Origin of the sequence: Sphingopyxis sp. P1IMeth2, assembly GCF_900185685.1 — a bacterium.
Classification (GTDB): Bacteria; Pseudomonadota; Alphaproteobacteria; order Sphingomonadales; family Sphingomonadaceae; genus Sphingopyxis; species Sphingopyxis terrae_A.
Map to the genome: position 1 here is coordinate 608,828 of NZ_FYAT01000001.1, position 17,621 is coordinate 626,448.

The 17,621-nt window shown below is 65.0% G+C and carries 21 protein-coding genes; 3 read left to right on the top strand and 18 right to left on the bottom strand.

What is annotated here, in order from left to right:
- Positions 1-3 precede the first annotated feature (3 nt).
- From ubiA to P1IM2_RS02780, 4 genes are all read right to left on the bottom strand, one after another.
- A complete protein-coding gene (gene ubiA / locus P1IM2_RS02765; RefSeq protein WP_062901231.1) occupies positions 4-924 on the bottom strand; it encodes a 4-hydroxybenzoate octaprenyltransferase in 921 nt (306 codons plus the stop codon).
- A gap of 72 nt (positions 925-996) precedes the next feature.
- A complete protein-coding gene (locus P1IM2_RS02770; protein WP_186401364.1) occupies positions 997-1,689 on the bottom strand; it encodes a TadE/TadG family type IV pilus assembly protein in 693 nt (230 codons plus the stop codon).
- Complete coding sequence (locus P1IM2_RS02775; protein WP_186401365.1) at positions 1,680-2,276, bottom strand: TadE/TadG family type IV pilus assembly protein; 597 nt, start codon at positions 2,274-2,276, stop codon at positions 1,680-1,682. Before P1IM2_RS02775 ends, P1IM2_RS02770 begins: the two co-directional genes overlap by 10 nt.
- Positions 2,273-4,249 carry a pilus assembly protein gene (locus P1IM2_RS02780; RefSeq protein WP_186401366.1) on the bottom strand — a complete coding sequence of 659 codons (1,977 nt, stop codon included), beginning with the start codon at positions 4,247-4,249 and terminating at the stop codon, positions 2,273-2,275. Before P1IM2_RS02780 ends, P1IM2_RS02775 begins: the two co-directional genes overlap by 4 nt.
- Positions 4,250-4,453: 204 nt before the next feature.
- Between P1IM2_RS02780 and P1IM2_RS02785 the strand changes: the two genes are divergently transcribed.
- The 3 genes from P1IM2_RS02785 (at position 4,454) to P1IM2_RS02795 (ending at position 8,690) form a co-directional block, all read left to right on the top strand.
- Positions 4,454-5,200, top strand: a complete 747-nt coding sequence (locus tag P1IM2_RS02785; RefSeq protein ID WP_186401367.1) for a 16S rRNA (uracil(1498)-N(3))-methyltransferase — start codon at positions 4,454-4,456, stop codon at positions 5,198-5,200.
- A gap of 156 nt (positions 5,201-5,356) precedes the next feature.
- Entirely contained in the window at positions 5,357-7,276 is a 1,920-nt protein-coding gene (locus P1IM2_RS02790; RefSeq protein WP_186401368.1) for a proprotein convertase P-domain-containing protein, read from the top strand.
- Between the two features lie 40 nt (positions 7,277-7,316).
- Entirely contained in the window at positions 7,317-8,690 is a 1,374-nt protein-coding gene (locus P1IM2_RS02795; RefSeq protein WP_186401369.1) for a glutamate--cysteine ligase, read from the top strand.
- A gap of 21 nt (positions 8,691-8,711) precedes the next feature.
- Here P1IM2_RS02795 and P1IM2_RS02800 read toward each other — a convergent pair whose 3' ends face one another.
- The 14 genes from P1IM2_RS02800 to P1IM2_RS18815 form a co-directional block, all read right to left on the bottom strand.
- Positions 8,712-9,383, bottom strand: a complete 672-nt coding sequence (locus P1IM2_RS02800; protein WP_062901238.1) for a glutathione S-transferase family protein — start codon at positions 9,381-9,383, stop codon at positions 8,712-8,714.
- Positions 9,384-9,537: 154 nt separating this feature from the next.
- Positions 9,538-10,188: a ribosome biogenesis GTP-binding protein YihA/YsxC gene (gene yihA / locus P1IM2_RS02805; protein ID WP_003046680.1), complete on the bottom strand. Its 651-nt coding sequence runs from the start codon at positions 10,186-10,188 to the stop codon at positions 9,538-9,540.
- Entirely contained in the window at positions 10,185-11,933 is a 1,749-nt protein-coding gene (gene yidC, locus P1IM2_RS02810) for a membrane protein insertase YidC (protein WP_186401370.1), read from the bottom strand. Before yidC ends, yihA begins: the two co-directional genes overlap by 4 nt.
- A 42-nt stretch (positions 11,934-11,975) precedes the next feature.
- Positions 11,976-12,188, bottom strand: coding sequence for a membrane protein insertion efficiency factor YidD (yidD, locus tag P1IM2_RS02815; RefSeq protein ID WP_003046687.1), 213 nt, complete (start codon positions 12,186-12,188; stop codon positions 11,976-11,978).
- 195 nt (positions 12,189-12,383) lie between these two features.
- On the bottom strand, positions 12,384-12,722 hold the full coding sequence (gene rnpA / locus P1IM2_RS02820) for a ribonuclease P protein component (protein ID WP_062901240.1): 339 nt from the start codon (positions 12,720-12,722) through the stop codon (positions 12,384-12,386).
- A gap of 41 nt (positions 12,723-12,763) precedes the next feature.
- The gene (gene rpmH / locus P1IM2_RS02825) at positions 12,764-12,898 is read right to left on the bottom strand and encodes a 50S ribosomal protein L34 (RefSeq protein ID WP_003046693.1); all 135 of its coding nucleotides are present in this window, start codon (positions 12,896-12,898) and stop codon (positions 12,764-12,766) included.
- A 128-nt stretch (positions 12,899-13,026) separates the two neighbouring features.
- Positions 13,027-13,335 (bottom strand): PGPGW domain-containing protein, encoded by a 309-nt coding sequence (locus tag P1IM2_RS02830; protein WP_234179337.1) that lies wholly within the window; start codon positions 13,333-13,335, stop codon positions 13,027-13,029.
- A 92-nt stretch (positions 13,336-13,427) separates the two neighbouring features.
- Entirely contained in the window at positions 13,428-14,267 is an 840-nt protein-coding gene (locus tag P1IM2_RS02835; protein ID WP_186401371.1) for an alpha/beta hydrolase, read from the bottom strand.
- 105 nt (positions 14,268-14,372) lie between these two features.
- Positions 14,373-15,032 carry a glutathione S-transferase family protein gene (locus tag P1IM2_RS02840; protein WP_186401372.1) on the bottom strand — a complete coding sequence of 220 codons (660 nt, stop codon included), beginning with the start codon at positions 15,030-15,032 and terminating at the stop codon, positions 14,373-14,375.
- Positions 15,029-15,484 carry a hypothetical protein gene (locus P1IM2_RS02845; RefSeq protein WP_062901243.1) on the bottom strand — a complete coding sequence of 152 codons (456 nt, stop codon included), beginning with the start codon at positions 15,482-15,484 and terminating at the stop codon, positions 15,029-15,031. The genes P1IM2_RS02840 and P1IM2_RS02845 overlap by 4 nt, the downstream gene beginning before the upstream one ends.
- Entirely contained in the window at positions 15,471-15,974 is a 504-nt protein-coding gene (locus P1IM2_RS02850) for a VOC family protein (protein WP_217372946.1), read from the bottom strand. The genes P1IM2_RS02845 and P1IM2_RS02850 overlap by 14 nt, the downstream gene beginning before the upstream one ends.
- Entirely contained in the window at positions 15,971-16,384 is a 414-nt protein-coding gene (locus P1IM2_RS02855; protein ID WP_062901245.1) for a VOC family protein, read from the bottom strand. The genes P1IM2_RS02850 and P1IM2_RS02855 overlap by 4 nt, the downstream gene beginning before the upstream one ends.
- A gap of 23 nt (positions 16,385-16,407) precedes the next feature.
- Positions 16,408-17,208, bottom strand: coding sequence for a VOC family protein (locus P1IM2_RS02860; protein ID WP_186401652.1), 801 nt, complete (start codon positions 17,206-17,208; stop codon positions 16,408-16,410).
- 43 nt (positions 17,209-17,251) lie between these two features.
- The gene (locus tag P1IM2_RS18815) at positions 17,252-17,605 is read right to left on the bottom strand and encodes a DUF1428 domain-containing protein (RefSeq protein ID WP_254535940.1); all 354 of its coding nucleotides are present in this window, start codon (positions 17,603-17,605) and stop codon (positions 17,252-17,254) included.
- Positions 17,606-17,621: the final 16 nt, after the last annotated feature.

Sequence of the window (17,621 nt, forward strand, 5' to 3'; positions counted from 1 at the left end):
GCGTCAGGGGGCGCTGCCGACCACCAGCATCGCCGCGAAGACCAGCAGCCCCGCAAAACGATTGCTGCGGAATTTGGCGAGCGCGTCGGCGCCATTGTCGGGGTCGAGCGTGACGACCTGCCCCGTCAGGTGCAGCGCGGCGGGGATCAGGGCGACAAGCACAAGGGCATCGGGACGAACATTCCACAGCGCGCCCGCCCAGCCGCCGAGCGCCACAACGTAGCAGAGCGCGACGCCGGCCTTCACATGCCGCCCCATCGCGCGCGCGCTCGATTTCACGCCGACGAGTGCGTCATCCTCGATATCCTGAAGCGCATAGATGGTATCATAGCCGATCACCCAGGCGATCGTGCCCGCATAGAGGAAGGGCAGCGCCAGCCCGCCTTGATCGTTTGCGCCGCCGCCGACCGCGATCCAGCCGACGAGCGCGCCCCAACTGAAGACAAGGCCGAGCCATGCCTGCGGCCACCAGGTAATCCGCTTCATGAAAGGATAGGCGGCGACCAGCGCGAGGCTGGCCACCGCGACGATCTGCGCCGGCAGGGGCAGACGCAGCAGCACGACGAGCCCGATCATCGACAGCAGCAATGTCCACATCAGGGCGTTGCGCACCGACACTTCGCCGCTCGCGACCGGGCGCACCGCGGTGCGCGCCACCTTCGCGTCAAGATCGCGGTCGACGATGTCGTTATAGACGCAGCCCGCGCCGCGCATCACGATCGCGCCGAGCAGCATCCACAGCAGCAGCGGCCAATGCGACCAGGCCCCGCCCGCCAGCGCCAGCGCCCATGCGCAGGGCCAGTAGAGCAGCCACCAGCCGATCGGCCGGTCGAAGCGCGCAAGCAGCGCATAGGGGCGCATGCCTGCGGGCAGGATCGCCAGAAAGCCCTGATGCTGGCTGTCGGGGGTATGCGTCGCTGTCATCGCCGCCCGCGCGATAGCAGGGGGCGCGGCGACAATAAATGGGGCATCGGCGTCCGGCCGCGCCCCGGTCGATCAGGTGCAGGTCATTTTCGTGGCCGCAGGGGACGGATTATAGACGCCGTCGCCGCCCGCCGGACCCTGCAGATCGCGACCTTCGCGGATATTGAAGGCGGCGGTCGTGCGGATGACGCGCGGCCCGAGCCAAGCGGCAAAGGCAAGCGGCTGATATTGGTAAGTGACTTCGACGAACATCACGGCGGTCCCGGTCGCTGCGGTGACTTCCGCGCCCGGTTTCCCCATCCCTTTAAAGGCGGTGCCCGTCTTGCCGGTCCCTTGCAGCCCATAGGCCGAATTCACCGGATAATTCCCATAGCAGCGTTGCCAGTGAATCCACTGGCCGCCGCTCGAATTGCGCTCAAGGCTCGACAGGATGATGCGGCCGTGGGCCTTGAAGTCCAGCCCGCGCGACTGCTCCTCGACGCCTGCGAAAACCTCGTTGATATCGACTTCGCGCACCCGCGGCAGCGACAGGTCGCTGCCATAGGCGATACGCGATGCGTTATCGGCGGCGCTCAGCGCCACCTGGCTGATGCGCGTGTTCGCCAGCGTCAGATTGGCGATCTCCAGCCCCCCGAAGCCCAGAAACACGAGCAGCGGCATCGTGAAGGCGGTTTCGATGAGCACGACGGCCTTGTCGTCGCGCGCGAAGCGCACCAGCCGGGCGGTGCGGCGCCGGGCGTGGGCAAGGATGCGGATCAGTTGCATATCACCCTACTTGTCACGGTGTTGACGTTATACGGCTGGTTGCGGAGCACGGTCGTCGCGTAGAGATAGGTTTCCGGGGGCTGGCCGAGCATGCGCCACACCGGCAAAATGCGTTCGAATTTCATCTTCGCGGTATAGAGCACGACATCCTCGGCGCCGCCGTTGCCGTTCGCGCCCTGATCGGCATCCCAACTATTGTTGCCGTTGCGATCTTCGAAACATTCGCCCGAATCATAGCGGTTGTTGTTGTTGGCATCGGTGAAGGGTTCGGGCTTGCCGACGTCGTTGAAGCTTTCATAGGATTTGCGGGTGAAGGTCACCGGGGCGCCGGGAAAGACATTCTGAACCTGATCGCGCACCGCCGCGTCGATGAGCGTCTGGTTGGATGCCGCCGATTCAAGCGTCGAGGCCCGCGCCGCGTTGCTGACGGCGCCCTGCAGCACCTGCTTGGCGTACATCTGCCACGTATAATCGAACAGGCCCATTAACAGCAGGATGAAGACCGGCGCGATCAGCGCAAATTCCAGGATCGCAGTGCCGCGCTGGTGGCGGCGAAGGCGGCGGAGGAGCGACGGTATCCGGATCATTGCGAGAGCCTCAGCTTCGAAATCTGGCGTGCGATCGCCTGGAAATTGTCGTTGAGCTGCGAAGCGTTGGAGGCTTCATAGGCCTTGCCCGGCGTCGCACAGGTCGTGAGTTGCGAGTTCAGCGAGGTGCCGAAGCCGACCACCCAGATGGTGATATTCTTCGCCTTTGCCCTTTCGCAGAGCTGGAGGAAGCGGTTGTTGTGCCGGTCGGTCAGATTGCTGTCGCTGGTCCCGCCGACACGCTGCATCGTCCATTCATAGCCCTGGAAGGTCAGATTCCCCATATTCGCCGACATGTCGCCGTCGGTCATGAAGACGATATGGCGGCTGATCGGGCGCTTGTTCGGCGCTTCGGCATTTTCGTCGGCGAACATGCCGTCGGGCGACAGGAGGCGGATGCCCCAGACCATGCCCGAATCATGATAGGTGCCGCCGACGGGCTGCAAGGCGTTGATGTAGGTGTTGAAGCTGGAACGGTCGCTCGCCGTCATCGTCGTCAGCTTCATCGACGGCGCGGGGCAGACGCCCCAGCCGCTGCTCCAATATTTGGAGTAACGCTGCCAGCTGCCGCCCGACGTGCTGTCGCTCGACACGCTGCTGCTGCTGACGTTGAGCGAACTCGTGGTTCCCGATGACGAAGGATTTTTGGCGCGCGGGAAAGCGATTTCGGGAATCAGCACTTTCCACTTGGTCCCGTCGTCGCTCGTCGGCGCGCTGTCGACATCCATGTCGCGGGCGCCGGCCGGCGCGGTCTGCGTCGGACCGAAAGCGACGGTTTCGCGCTCCATGACGCATCCGCCCCAGGTGGCCGAATAGTTGGTACCGCTGTCGCCCGTGTCGGTGACGATCGCCGAGCCCGCCTTCGCCTGCGTGACATCGAAAACGCGATCTTCGTAACGATATTTATTGTCGAAAGTCTGGATCGGCTCTTCGGTGGTCGTCGTCGTCGAGGTGCGCGTATAGGTCGCAACGCGGCGCTGCAGGCGGCACCTGTTGCTCGACCAGGTGTATTGGTAATTATAATAGGTGTAGGTCTGCGAGCTGTTGTTGGTCGTGACGCGGTTGCCGTTGCTGTCAAAGGTCTGCCCGGTCTGGTTGACGGTCGGCGACCCGCTTGGCGACGGCGTCGTATCGGCCGGCGGCTCCAGATTGCCGCAGCTGCTGCTGTTCTGACCGCTCACCGTGCTGACGTTCGACCAGCTGCCATAGCTGACATTGCCGGTCGACGAGCCATTTTCGACGGTCTGGCCATTGCCGTAGGTGATCTTGAAGATCGGCGTGCGCGAAGGCAGCAGCACATTGTTCGAAAGCCAGTCGGGATTCTTTGCATAGAGAATTTGGCCGACATTGGCGCTCGAGCTGTAGGGCACGACGCCAAAACGCAGACGGCCATCGCCGATATCGGCGGTGGTCAGCGTGTCGAAGAAGTTCATCGTCGCGGTCTTGAGCGCGCTGATGCGGTTGACCGAGTCGCCCGAATTGGTCGTCGCCATCGATCCGGTAACGTCGAGCACCATCATGATGTCGGCGTTCGAGATTTCGAGCTTCGCCGTGCAGTTGACCGCAAGGTCGAATTGCTTGGTCCCGAATATCTTCATGATGTCGGTGGGCAGCGTAACCTTGGCTTCGCCGACGACGTTCGACGTCCCCTGCGCCTTCGATTTGAAATCGACGCCGCTGCTCGCGTACATGCCCGACGGGAAGTTGAAGGCGAACATCTTGTTCGCTTCGCCTTCGGCGTTCGAATCATAGTCGCCGCCCTGCATCGCGCGGCGTCCCGCGAGCACGCCCGCGTCGCACGCCTGTTGCAGGCGAAGCTCGGCCATATAGGCGCGGCCGATATCGACGCCCGACCCCACGAGGGCGACGATCGGAACGAGCGCGCCCGCCGTCAGCATCATCGTGTTGCCGCGCGTATCGCGGCAGATGGTCGAGATGCCGGCCCGCAGGCGGCTGAAAACGGTCCCTCGCATGGTCTAAAACCCCTCTTGGCCCGGCCGCGCGACCCACCAGATGCGCGGCTGGTAGCCTTGCACCTAGGGGGAAACTGCTTACCAAATCGCTAATCGGCCTGACCGGGAATGGCGGTTTTTCGGGGATTCTGGCCCGAAACGGAACAATCGGCACCGTGCAAAGCAAAAGATGCGCGAAGATTGTGCCTCTGCTATCGCCCAGCCATGCCCGCGACACCTGCATGGCCGCCCGCCAGCACGCCCCGACTCTATACCGACACGCCGCTTGCCGCCGGCGCGATGGTGGCGCTCGACGGAGCGGCGGCCCATTATCTGCTTAACGTCATGCGCGCGAAACCGGGCGATCCGCTGCTACTGTTCGACAATCGCAGCGGCGAGTGGCTCGGCGCGGTCGCCGAGGCGTCGAGGCGGACGCTTTCGATCCGCATCGAACACCAGATGCGCCCGATCGAACGCGTGCCCGATCTTTGGCTCTGCTTCGCGCCAGTGAAAAAGGCGCGGCTCGACTGGATCATCGAAAAGGCAACCGAGCTCGGCGTTGCGCGGCTCCAGCCCGTCATCACCGAACGCACGATCGTCGAGCGCGTGAAGCAGGAGCGGCTCGCTGCACAGATTGTCGAGGCCTGCGAACAATGCGGCCGGACCGCGCTCCCCGACCTCGCCGATCCGGCCAAACTGCCGCAGCTGTTGAAAGACTGGCCGGTGGGTCGCACGCTACTCTTCGCCGACGAAGCCGGCGGGGTTCCGCTCGCTGCGGTCGCGGCGCCCGCCCCCGCTGCCATTCTGACCGGCCCCGAAGGCGGTTTCACCGACCGCGAACGCGCGATGCTGAGCGACCATGATGCCGTGAAGCGTATCGCACTTGGACCGCGTATTTTGCGGGCCGAAACCGCCGCGATTGCAGCAACGGCGCTATGGATGGCGCAGCATGGCGACTGGCGCGGCGGCTAGAAGCTGTTTCATACTGAAACAAGAATGCTGCCAAACTGGCAGTTATTAACTCCAAATTAGGGATGTCGCGGGCAGAGGGTCGCCATGCAACGGCGGGACCAAAGCCGAGGACGCTGGCGTGGGGGCCAGCGGACGCTGCCAATCAGGGCATGGACCATGTTCCTGTGGCTGGCGATGACGCTCGTCGTTGCACCCGCTGCCTATGCGCAGACCACCACGACATACAGCAACACGACGGGCGGCGCGATCAACAGCAGCGCCCCCTGTTCGTCGCCGCTCGTCCGCAATTTCACGGTATCGACAAGCTATATCGTCGGTGACGTCGATCTTGGCGTCCTCGCAACCCATACGTGGCGCGGCGACCTCAGGATCACATTGCAATCGCCGGCAGGCACGCGGGTCCAGCTTGTCAACGGCGACACCAACAATATCTCGGGCGACAATTTCAACGTGCGGCTGAACGACGGCGGCGTCCAGACGGTCAACACCGACGGCAATACCGTAACCCATTCGACCAGCGCGCCGCCCTATCAGCATGACTTCAGCCCCAATTCGCCGCTGTCGGCATTCAACGGCGAAAATGCGCAAGGTACATGGCGGCTCGAGATTTGCGATCAATATCCGCAGGCGGACAATGGCAATTTCGTCCGCGCCGACCTGTATCTGACCAGCCTGCCCGCCAACTATGCCGATCTGTCGCTTACCAAGAGTGTCAGCAGCGCGGCCCCGGCGACGGGATCGAGCATCAGCTATACGCTGGCCGTCACCAATGCGAGCGGATCGCCGGCGACCGCGACGGGCGTCACCGTGCTCGATACGCTGCCTGCGGGCTTCAACTTCACGAACGCGGCCGGATTCGGCAGCTATAACAGTACGACCGGCGTCTGGACGGTCGGCAGCGTCCCGCCGGGTGCGACCCGCACGCTGACGATCAGCGGCACGGTCAACGCGACATCGGGTGCGACGATCCTCAACAGCGCCGAAATCACCGCCTCCTCGGCTCCCGACATCGATTCGACGCCGGGCAATGGCGCGACCGGCGAAGATGATTATGCCGCAGCCAGTTTCACCGTCTCGGGCAGCCGCGTCGCGGGCGTGGCGCCGGTGCTGATCTGCCCGGCCGGATCGACGCTGCACGATTGGGACAGCGTGAGCTGGTCTGCCGGCACGACGAGCGGCAGCTATGCGCTGACCGCCATCGGGACGATAAACTTCAACATCGCGATCAGCGGCGGCAGCTTTCTGAGCAACGCCACCTATGGCGGCCAGTCGCCGACGCGGCAGAATGTCGTCACCGGCGGGCTGTCGCCTGCGCAAAATTCGATCTTCGAGATCGTCGACTTCACAAGCCAGGCGGGGGTCGTCACGTCGACGATCAACCTGCCGACCGCGGTGCCGGGCGCGCAGCTCACGCTGTTCGACATTGATTATGCCTCGGGCCAGTTCGCCGACCGCGTGACCGTCACCGGCAGCTTCAACGGCACCACCGTCTATCCAACGCTGACCAACGGCGTCGCCAATTATGTCGTCGGCAACAGCGCCTATGGCGACGCGACCTCCGCCGACGGCAGCGCCAACGGCAATGTCGTCGTCACCTTTGCCGCGCCGGTCGACACCATCACCATCGAATATGGCAGCCACAGCCTTGCCCCGGCGAACCCGGGGCAGCAGGGCATGGCGATTCACGACATCAATTTCTGCCGTCCGGTCGCCAATCTGCTGATCGCGAAGACGAGCAGCATCGTCAGCGACGCGGTCAACGGCACGACCAATCCCAAGGCGATTCCCGGCGCCACCATGCGCTATTGCCTGCTGGTGACCAACGGCGGCAGCGCGACTGCGACAGCGATCTACGTCGCTGACCCGCTGCCCGCGACGACCAGCTTCGTTCCCGGTTCGCTGCGCAGCGGCACGAGCTGTGCCGGGGCGACAACCGTGGAAGACGACAATGCCACGGGGGCAGACGAAAGCGACCCGTTCGGCGCCGCGATCGCGGGGACAACGGTGTCGGCCTCGACCGCGGCACTTGGCCCCGGCAGCGCCTTTGCAACGGTCTTCGACGTAACCGTCAACTGACCCCTTCCAAGATGCCGCGAGGCCGCTTACATGCGCTGCCATGAGCACGCGGCAGGTTTCAGATCAAAACGATCCCATCATCGAAAGCCGCGACCAGCTCGCGGCCCCCATGATCAAGGGCGAAAAGCCCAAGGAGCGGTGGCGGATCGGCACCGAGCACGAGAAATTCGTCTATCGTACGAGCGATCACCGGGCACCGAGCTACGACGAACCGGGCGGCATCCGCGACCTTCTGATGGCGCTCACGCGTTTCGGCTGGGAGCCGGTGATCGAGGGCGGCCATGTCATCGCGCTCGCGGGCAGCGACGGCACCGTCAGCCTGGAACCCGCGGGCCAGCTTGAACTGTCGGGCGCGCCGCTCGAAAATCTGCACCAGACCTGCGCCGAAACCGGCCGGCACTTGAAGCAGGTCAAGGAAGTCGGCGCCGAGCTCGGGCTCGGGTTCCTCGGCGTCGGCATGTGGCCCGACAAGACGCGCGCCGAACTGCCCATCATGCCCAAGGGCCGCTACAAGATCATGCTGAACCATATGCCGCGCGTCGGCAGCATGGGGCTCGACATGATGCTGCGCACCTGCACCATCCAGACCAACCTCGACTATGCGAGCGAGGCCGACATGGTGCAGAAGTTCCGGGTGAGCCTAGCGCTTCAGCCGCTCGCGACCGCACTCTTTGCTTCCTCGCCCTTTACCGAGGGCCGCCCCAACGGCTTCATGTCGTACCGAAGCCATATCTGGACCGACACCGATCCGGCGCGCACCGGTATGCTGCCCTTCGTGTTCGAGGATGGCTTCGGCTATGAGCGCTATGTCGATTACATGCTCGACGTGCCGATGTATTTCGTCTTCCGCGACGGCCAATATATCGACGCCGCGGGTCTCAGCTTCCGCGATTTCTTGAAGGGTGAGCTGTCGGTCCTGCCGGGCGAACTGCCGCAGCTTTCCGACTGGAACGACCATCTCTCGACCGCCTTCCCCGAAGTGCGTTTGAAGAGTTTCCTCGAAATGCGCGGCGCCGACGGCGGCCCGTGGAACCGAATCTGCGCCTTGCCTGCACTCTGGGTCGGGCTGCTCTACGACAGTCAGGCGCTCGATGCCGCATGGGATCTGGTCAAGGGCTGGAGCATCGAAGAACAGCAGGCGCTGCGCGATGCGGTGCCCAGCGAGGGCCTCGACGCGCCGGCACCCGGCGGCGGGACGCTCGGCGAACTCGCGCACCGCGTCCTCGACATCGCGGCGGCAGGCCTGGCGGCGCGCGGCGAGGTCAATTCGATGGGCGATAACGAGGTCGGCTTCCTCGAACCGCTGCGGCGTATCGCCAAGAGCGGCAAATCGCCCGCCCACGACCTGCTCGACCGGTACGAGGGTGCCTGGCATCACGACCTGTCGAAAATCTACGACGAGCAGAGTTTCTGAGCGCGCTGCTGTGTCGGTGCGTCAGTCCTGCTGCGCGCCTTCGAACTGTTCGATGACCCAGTCTTCGGCCTGCGCGCCGCCGATCCATTCCTGCATATGCGGATGGCTGACGACCGCCTGGCAATAAGGCAGGGCAAAGCGCGGCAACGGGATCGAATAGGTGATGAAGCGCGTCACGACGGGCGCGAACATCATGTCGGCGGCCGACCAGTCGCCGAACAGATAATCGCCCTCGCCCCCGAACCGCGCGCGTGCCTCGGCCCAGATCTGGAGGATGCGGACGACGTCGGCCTGCACCTCGGGCAACAGCTCCGCGGCGGGGTAGATGCGGCGGATGTTCATGCTGTGGTGGCGGCGCAGCGCCGAGAAGCTGGCATGCATTTCGGCCGCCATCGAACGCGCCATTGCGCGCGCCGCCATGTCGGCGGGCCAATAGCCGCGGGCGCCGTCCGTTTTCTCGTTGAGATAGTCGATGATCGCCAGACTGTCCCAGACGACGATATCATTGCCGTCCCACAGGATCGGCACCTTGCCCCCCGACGGCGCGAATTCATCGCCCTCGCGGCGGCGATTCCAGTCTTCGTCATAGAGCGGAACGGTGACTTCCTCGAACGGCAGACCGCTGTGCCGGGCGGCGAGCCAGCCGCGCAGGCTCCAGCTCGAATAGGCCTTGTTCCCGATGAAGAGTTTCATGCGGTCTCCATATTCCTCTCCCGCTTGCGGGAGGGGCCAGGGGTGGGCGCGAGCGGAGCGAGCTTCGGTCGCGAAATCACCCACCCCGCTGCGACTAGCGAGCAAGCTCGCAAGTCTCGCTGCCCCTCCCGCTTGCGGGAGGGGAAACATTTCGTCAACTCTCCACCGCCTCCAGCACCGCGGTGCGCAGCTCGGCGATGCCCATGCCCTTTTCGCTGCTCGTCACGATCACCTCGGGGTGCGCGGCGGGATGTTTGCGGGCCTCGGCCTCGGTGGCGGCGTGGACCGCGGCGAGTTCGCTCGCCTTGATCTTGTCGGCCTTGGTCAGCACGACACGGTAGCTGACCGCAGCGGTGTCGAGCATTTCGAGCACCTCGCGGTCGACATCCTTGAAGCCGTGCCGGCTGTCGATCAGCACCAGCGTCCGCTTGAGCACCTGGCGCCCACGCAGATAGTCGTTGACCAGAAAACGCCACTTCTTGACGACATCCTTGGGCGCCTTCGCAAAACCGTAGCCCGGCATGTCGACAAGGCGGAACACCAGCGGATTGCCGACGTCGAAATAGTTGAGTTCCTGCGTGCGCCCGGGCGTGACCGAGGTGCGTGCAAGCCCGTTGCGATTGGTCAGCGCGTTGAGCAGCGACGATTTGCCGACGTTCGAGCGGCCGGCAAAGGCAATCTCCGGGACGCTCGGCGCAGGCAGATGCTGGAGTGCGGGCGCCGATTTCAGAAAGGCGATCGGACCCGCAAACAGCTTGCGGGCGCGTTCGCCGCGATCTTCGGCCGCCGGATCGATCTCGCTCACTTTACCGGCGCCGCCCGGAGTTGCGGGAATTTGCGATACATCCACTGCTGCTGCGCGATCGACAGGCAGTTGTTGGTGATCCAGTAAAGCAGCAGGCCCGCCGCGAAGGGCGCCATGATGAACATGAACATCCACGGCATGATCTTGAACACCTGTTGCTGCACCGGATCGGTCGCCTGCGGATTGAGGCGGAACTGCAGGAACATGGTGATGCCCAAGAGCAGCGCGAGCGGCCCGAGCGCGAGCAGCGACGGCGGCGTGAAGGGCAGCAGGCCGAAGAGGTTCAGGAAGTGCAGCGGATCGGGCGCCGACAGGTCGCGAATCCACAATGCGAAGGGCTGGTGCCGCATTTCGATCGTCAGCATCAGCACCTTGTAGAGCGCATAGAAGATCGGAATCTGGATGACGATCGGCAGACAGCCCGCGAGCGGATTGATCTTTTCGTCCTTGTAGAGCTTCATCAGCTCCTGCTGCATCTTCGGCTTGTCGTCCTTGTGGCGTTCTTGCAGCGCCTTCATCTTCGGCTGGACGAGGCGCATCTGCGCCATCGAATGGAACTGACGCTGCGCGATCGGGAACATCAGGCCGCGAATGATGACGGTGAGCAGCATGATCGCGACGCCGAAATTGCCGATCTGGCGGAACAGCCAGTCGAGCAGCTTGAAGATCGGCACTTCGAAAAATTCGAACCAGCCCCAGTCGATCGCGTTCGACAGGCGCGTGATGCCCTGCTGGTCCTGATAATGCGACAAGATGCTGACTTCCTTCGCTCCGGCGAAGATACGGCTGGTCGTCGACACCTGCGTTCCCGGCGCCACCTGTTTGAAGTCGCGCGCGAACAGCGTCTGATAATTGTCCGCGGCCGGCGCGGTGATCGACGCGGTGACCCGCTCGCCCTTCGCCGGGATCACCGCGGCGAGCCAATATTTGTCGGTGAAGCCAAGCCACGCCGCCGAATTATATTTGAAGGCGCCGCTTTCATCGAGATTCTTGTAATCGACATCGAACACCGACTTGCCGTCCAAATAGCCGGTCGGGCCAACGTGGATCGTCCAGCTGTCCTTTTCGTGCGGGTCGGTCGGCTTGCCGAGGCGGTCGATCAGCGCGAAGCTGCTTGCCGCGACCGGCGCGCTGCCCGCGTTCGCGATCGTCTGCTTCGCGGTGATCAGATACTTGTCGTCGATGCTATACTCGACGCGGAAGGTCTGGCCGGTCGTATTCGACCAGCTGAGCGTCACCGGGGTCGCCGGGGTCAGCTTCGTGCCGCTGGCGGCCCACAGCGTCGTCGGCCCCGGAACCTCGATCCCCTGCGCCGACCAGCCGACGCTCGCAAAATAGGCGGCCTTGCTGTTGCCCGGCGCGAACAGACGCACCGGCGGCGCATTCTTTTCGATCGTCTGGCGATATTTGGTCAACGTGATGTCGTCGATGCGTGCGCCGACAAGGTTGATCGACCCTGCGAGCGACGGGGTTTCGATCGGCACCCGATTGCCCGTGGCAAGCGCCGCCTCGACCGGCAGAATCGTCTTGGCGACCGGCGCCGCGGCCGCGGGCGTGCCGGATGGGGGCGCGCTGGCGGGCTGGCCCTGCGTCGTCGCGGGGGTCGCACCGGGCGCGCCGGCGACGGTCTTGGTCACGTCGGGCTTTGCCGGGGTGGGAAAGAATTTCTCCGAAACGAAATTCCAGCCGAGCAGGATCGCCACCGACAGTAAAATTGCCGCGATCAGGTTACGCTTGTCGTCCACGCTCTTCGGTCTCTCTTCTGGTCAATGTGGGGAAATGCCGCATCAAGGTACGGGATCGTAGCCGTGGCCGCCCCAAGGATGGCAGCGCAATAGCCGCTTTGTCGCCAGCCAGCCACCCTTGATCGCACCATGGCGTTTCAGAGCGATGATCGCATATTCGCTGCACGACGGCGCATAGCGGCACGTCGGCGGCAGGATGCGCGACGGGCCTAATTGCCAGGCACGGGCGATCAGGATGAGCAAGCGGGCAATCATTGGAAACACCCGGAAAACTGCGCAACTTCACACGCGATTGCACCAACTGCCGCGCCATGACCCGCGTCGGGAAGGGGTACGGCGCGCATATCCGCAGAAAACTGCGCAACTTCATTCGCGATTGGCGGTTTGCGGCGTAGGGCGGGCGGGATCATGTCTGGACGCTATGCCATCGCAACAATGCAGGACAGCCGGTCATTTCGCCAGCTTCCTTGCCGCGCGCTGCAGCGCCGAATCGAGATGCTCACCCAGCTCGGCAAAAGCGATGTCGTTGCCGCCCGGCCGCCCGATCATCACATGGTCGGCGCCGGCGATTCCCCGCGCGGGGATCGCCGCGCGGGCGAGCGCGCGGAAACGGCGCTTCATCCGGTTGCGGGTGACGGCGTTGCCAACCTTCTTGCTGACGGTAAAGCCGATGCCCGGCGCATCGTCGCCGTCGCCGCGCGGACGCACGAGCAGGACAAAGCCGGGCATGGGAAAGCGAAGGCCGCGGTTGGCGGCCAGAAATTCGCTGCGTTTGGAAAGCGATCGCACCAGCACCAGCTCCTTTTGGGCTGGCGGCGAAGCGCCGGCGATTAGGCCGACAGCTTCTTGCGGCCGCGCGCGCGGCGGGCGGCGAGAACCTTGCGGCCGCCGACGGTCGCCTTGCGGGCGCGGAAGCCGTGACGGCGCTTGCGCACGAGGCGGCTCGGTTGATAGGTGCGCTTCATCGCGGTATCCCCAAATTCTCTTCAATCGGTGCAACGAAAAAGGGCCGCCAAGCGAGGGCGGCCGCTGATCGAGGCGCGGATAAGCGAGAGTCGGGCGAAAGTCAATCGCCCTCGACGCCCGATTGCGATCAATCCCCATCGAGCGCCTCGAGCGCGGCGCGGGCGCGGCGGCGCGCGGCGCTGACCCGGCGCATGACACGGTCGGTCCAGGCGCCATAGCGCGGATGGCGCCGCTTGAAGCGAACATAGCGGCGTTTCGCCCAGGCGCTGTTCTGCAAGACAAGCATCAGTCCGACCGGAAACAGGATGATGAAGCCGGGGCCGGGCAGCGGGCCGATAAGCACCGCGACGATCATCAGCAGCCCACCGAGACAGAAGAGCGCGCTGCGCACCTGCGCGTTCGATCGCAATCGCTGGTATAAGCCGCGCTTTGCCATGCCGGGCGATGTGGGGAGCGGGCGGGTGGGTTACAAGACTAAAACACGTCGTTCCCGCGAAGGCGGTGGCAACGATTTAAATTGATCGGGGGTCAGTTCAGCGGGACGAAGCGCGCCATGTCGTCGCGGGTCAGATAGCGCACCTGATCGAAGGGGGTGGCGTTGGTCAGCGCATAGAAGGCGCGCGCATGGGCGTCGTCCATGCCCATTTCGCGGTAGAGGCCGATATATTCGGCGTGAACCGGATCGCTCGCGGGATAGTCCTTTGCCTCGCGTCCATATTCGTCTGCCCAGCTGTGGACACCGAATTCGGCGTCGGGAGCGGCGCGGCGGGTGGAACCGGCGAGCCAGAGCTCGACCGCACCCGACCGCACCGAACCGCCGCTCGGGACGACGGTTTCCAGACCCGCCCGGCGAATCGCGCGGGCGAGAATCAGATTGGCCTCTTCATCGAGGCTGCCGGGGCAGTCGATCATCTCGAGCCGCCTCACCCCCGGAAAGGCCGCGAGCATCGCGGCGAACTGGCGCGGTGTCGCACCGTCGACATCGCCGCTCATCCGCGCCGTCGTACCGTTGACGACCGCAAAGGGGCCAAAGCGCGCCTGCGTCGGGCCGCGCGTCGCCAGCCCGGCGCCGGGCGCATAACGCCGCGTCGCGCCCAGATCGGCCTCGCCGGCAACCGCAGTATCGCCGAGCAGGGCGGCGGTGTCGTCGTCAGCCGCGAATTCGTCCGCATCGTCGGCGAATTGGGCGCCCGCATTCCCGGCGTCGGACGCGTTGTCATCGATCCATGTCACGGTGGTCGTCACCGTGGTCGTGACCGTCACGAGTTGCTGCGCCCGCGCCTGCGGCGGCGCGAAGGCGAGCAGCGCCGCGAACAACGCGACGAGAAGCGTCCGGGCAAGCGCGGCGGGGGCGACAGGCGAAACCATCGACCCGCCTTCGCGCGCGCGCCCTTCCCAAATGGCAAAGCAGCACCGTCAGCGCGGCGTTAACCGCATATCGGGACGCCCCCAGTCAGTTCGGAACGCGGAGGCTCAGTCGCGGTCGGGGGCGCCGAGGGGGAAATAGCTGCGATAGGGCCGCGCATCCTCGACGCAGCGCGCCACCGACGGCCGCGCGAGCAGGCGCGCGCGGTAAGCGCGCAATTTGGCGTGGGCGGGATCGATCGGATGCACCCAGTCGGCATAGAAGAGCGCCGGCGCCGCGGCGCAATCGGCCAGCGTGAAGCCGTAGGGCGTCGCCCAGTCGCCATCGCCAAGCCGCGCCTCGAGCCAGCCATAGACCTGTTCGAGCTGATCGCGCGCGCGGGCGACGCGGGCCAGATCGGGCGTTTCGGTGATGAAGGGCAGATATTCGGCGACTGCGGCCTGAAAGCGCGCCTGGAAATGATTGTCGAATATCCGGTCGAGGAAGCGCACCTCGAGCGCCGCCCGCGGATCGGCGGGAATCAGCCGCGGGCCGGCGTCGGAGCGCTGATCGAGATACTCGGCGATGATGCTCGCCTCGAACAGCGGGCGCCCGTCATCGACGATCAGCGGAAACTGCCCGACCGGCCAATGCGCTCGCAGTTCGTCATAATTGGTGAAGGGCGGCGCGGTTTCGATCGCCCGAAATTCGTGCGCGACCTCCTTTTCGTAAAAGGCGATCTGCGCCTTCCACGTATAGGAGGAAAAGGGGTGGCCATATAGGATCATCGGTCATTCTCCTGCTCCATCGACAGCCAAGCGAGCGGCAGGCCGATGAAGGCGATATGCGGAAACAATGCGATCGCGCCCCGGGCGAGATCGGCAGGCGGAAACGGGGCTCCGAAACGCAGTGGCAGCACGATAGCGTTCATCACCAGATAGAGGATGACACCGTAAAGTGTGCCGCTGAGCCACCACAGCCTGCGCAGCGCGGGGATTCGCGCCGCCGCGGCGAACCAGACGCCGACCATCGCCGCCATGATCGCGTAATGGGTGACGAGCCCGGCGAGCGCCCCCGCCGCGCCCCAGTCGGCAGCACCGTCGCCAAAGGGGCCCTTGGCGACGCCGCGCAGCATCCGCCCGGGATCGCTGCCCGCCAGCACGCTCCACGCCGCAGCATAGAGGATGTCGAGCGTGCCGCAGAGCGCCCAGGCGAAGAGGAAGGGGTTACGCCGCGCCAACGGCGTCGCCCCGCACCGCCGCCTCGATCGCCGCGATGTCGATCTTTTTCATCGTCATCATCGCATCAAAGGCGCGCTTCGCCACGCCCTTGTCGCTGCTCGTCGTCGCTTCGATCAGAACGCGCGGGGTGATCTGCCAGTTGAGGCCCCATTTGTCCTTGCACCATCCGCACGCGCTTTCAGCGCCACCATTGCCAACGATCGCGTTCCAATAGCGGTCGGTTTCTTCCTGCGTTTCGGTCGACACCTGAAAGGAAAAGGCCTCGCTGTGCGGAAAGATCGGGCCGCCGTTCAGCCCGACGCACGGGATGCCCAGAACGGTGAACTCGACCGTCAGCGCATCGCCCTGCTTGCCGCCGGGAAAATCGCCGGGGGCGCGGTGAACCGGTCCGACCGAGCTGTCGGGAAAGGTCGCGGCGTAAAATTGCGCCGCTTCCTCGGCATCCTTGTCGTACCAGAGGCACAGCGTCACGGGGGGCTTGCCCATCATTCGTCTCCCTTCAGCGGATGGCCGATCGACCAGAGGTGGCCGAAGGGATCCTTCACCTGCGCGTAACGGTCGCCCCAGAACATGTTGTCGGGCGCCATCACCGACGTCGCGCCCGCCGCGATCGCGCGGTCGTACCAGCGGTCGGCATCGTCGACCTGCAGGTGCAGCGTCACGCCCGACGGCGCGGCCATCGCCTCGCCCGAATATTCAGGGAAATCGTCGTGCATCATCAGCGACGATCCGTTAAGCAGCAGATGCGCGTGCATCAGGCGCACGCCGTCCTCGGCCGGCATCCGCACCTGTTCGACGGCGCCGAACGCCTGTTTGTAAAATTCGATCGCCTCGCTCGCGCGCTTGTCGGCGATCGCGATATGCGGGGTCAGTCCGCCGGTCGGTCCTTGATTCTCCATCGTCTCTCTCCCTTCTTTAGGGTTCAGCGGCGCGGGCCGACGAGGCCGAAGGCGGCGCCCTGCGGGTCGAGCCCGGTTGCGGAAAATTCGCCGCCGGGGATTTCATGCGGCCCGCTGAGCAGCTGCCCGCCCTCGGCGGCAACGGCGGTCAGCGCGCGGTCGATGTCGTCGACGCCGATATAATAGGTCCAGGCGGATACCGGCATCTGCGGCATGCGCGGCATGACCGCACCGATGCCGATGTCGCCGAGTTGCAGGAAGCGGTAGCTGCCCATCGCGCCCATATCCATCGCGCCCTCCTGCCCCCAGCCGAAGTGGCGGCGGTAGAAGGCGATCGCGGCGTCGGGGTCGTCGGTCGACAGCTCGTTCCAGCGGACATGCTGCGCTTCCGTCACCGAAAAGACGTCGCTCGTCATGCCCTCCATGCCCGGCGGCGGAACGGGGTTCATGACATAGAATGGCGCGCCCTGCGGATCGCTGACCATCGCGATGCGGCCGACCGGAAGATCGGTCGCGGGCATATGGACCGCGCCGCCGTCGGCGACGATCGCGGCGACCGCCGCATCGACGTCGGGCGTGTAGAGATAGCCGAGCCAGCCGGGGCGGGCGCCGCCCGCGAGCATATCGGCATTGAGCGCCAGCATGCCGCCGGCATTGCCGCCGTCGCTGCGCCCGATCATGCGATAATCGACCCCGCCGGGCGCCGCGGGATCGGCGGCGCCCGCAATCGTCCAGCCGACGACGGCGCCATAGAAGCGCGCCGCGCCGTCGGGATCGCCGGTCATCAGTTCGTACCAGATGAAGCTGCCCTTGGGGTTCGTCATCATCATTCTCCGTGTCACATCTGGGGAAGGAAAGGCGCTGAGGTCAGGCGTCGAGAATCGGCGCGAAGCCGCCGTAGATCATGCGCTTGCCGTCGAAACACTGGTCGGCCGGGTCGTGCCGCATGCGATCGTCGGCCATGATCTTGTCCCAACCCGCGACGCGCGTTTCCTTGTCGGGCCATTCGATCCAGCTGAACACGATATTTTCGTCCGCTCCGGCGTGGACCGCGCGGCGATAGTCGGTGACCTTGCCGTCGGGCACATCGTCGCCCCAGCATTCGAGGACGCGCGTCGCGCCATGGTCGAGAAAGACGACCGCGGCCTTTTCGGCGAGCGCGCGATAGGCGTCGCGATTGGCGGTCGGAACCGCGACCACAAAGCCGTCGGTATACCCCATCGGGCCGCCCAGCCCC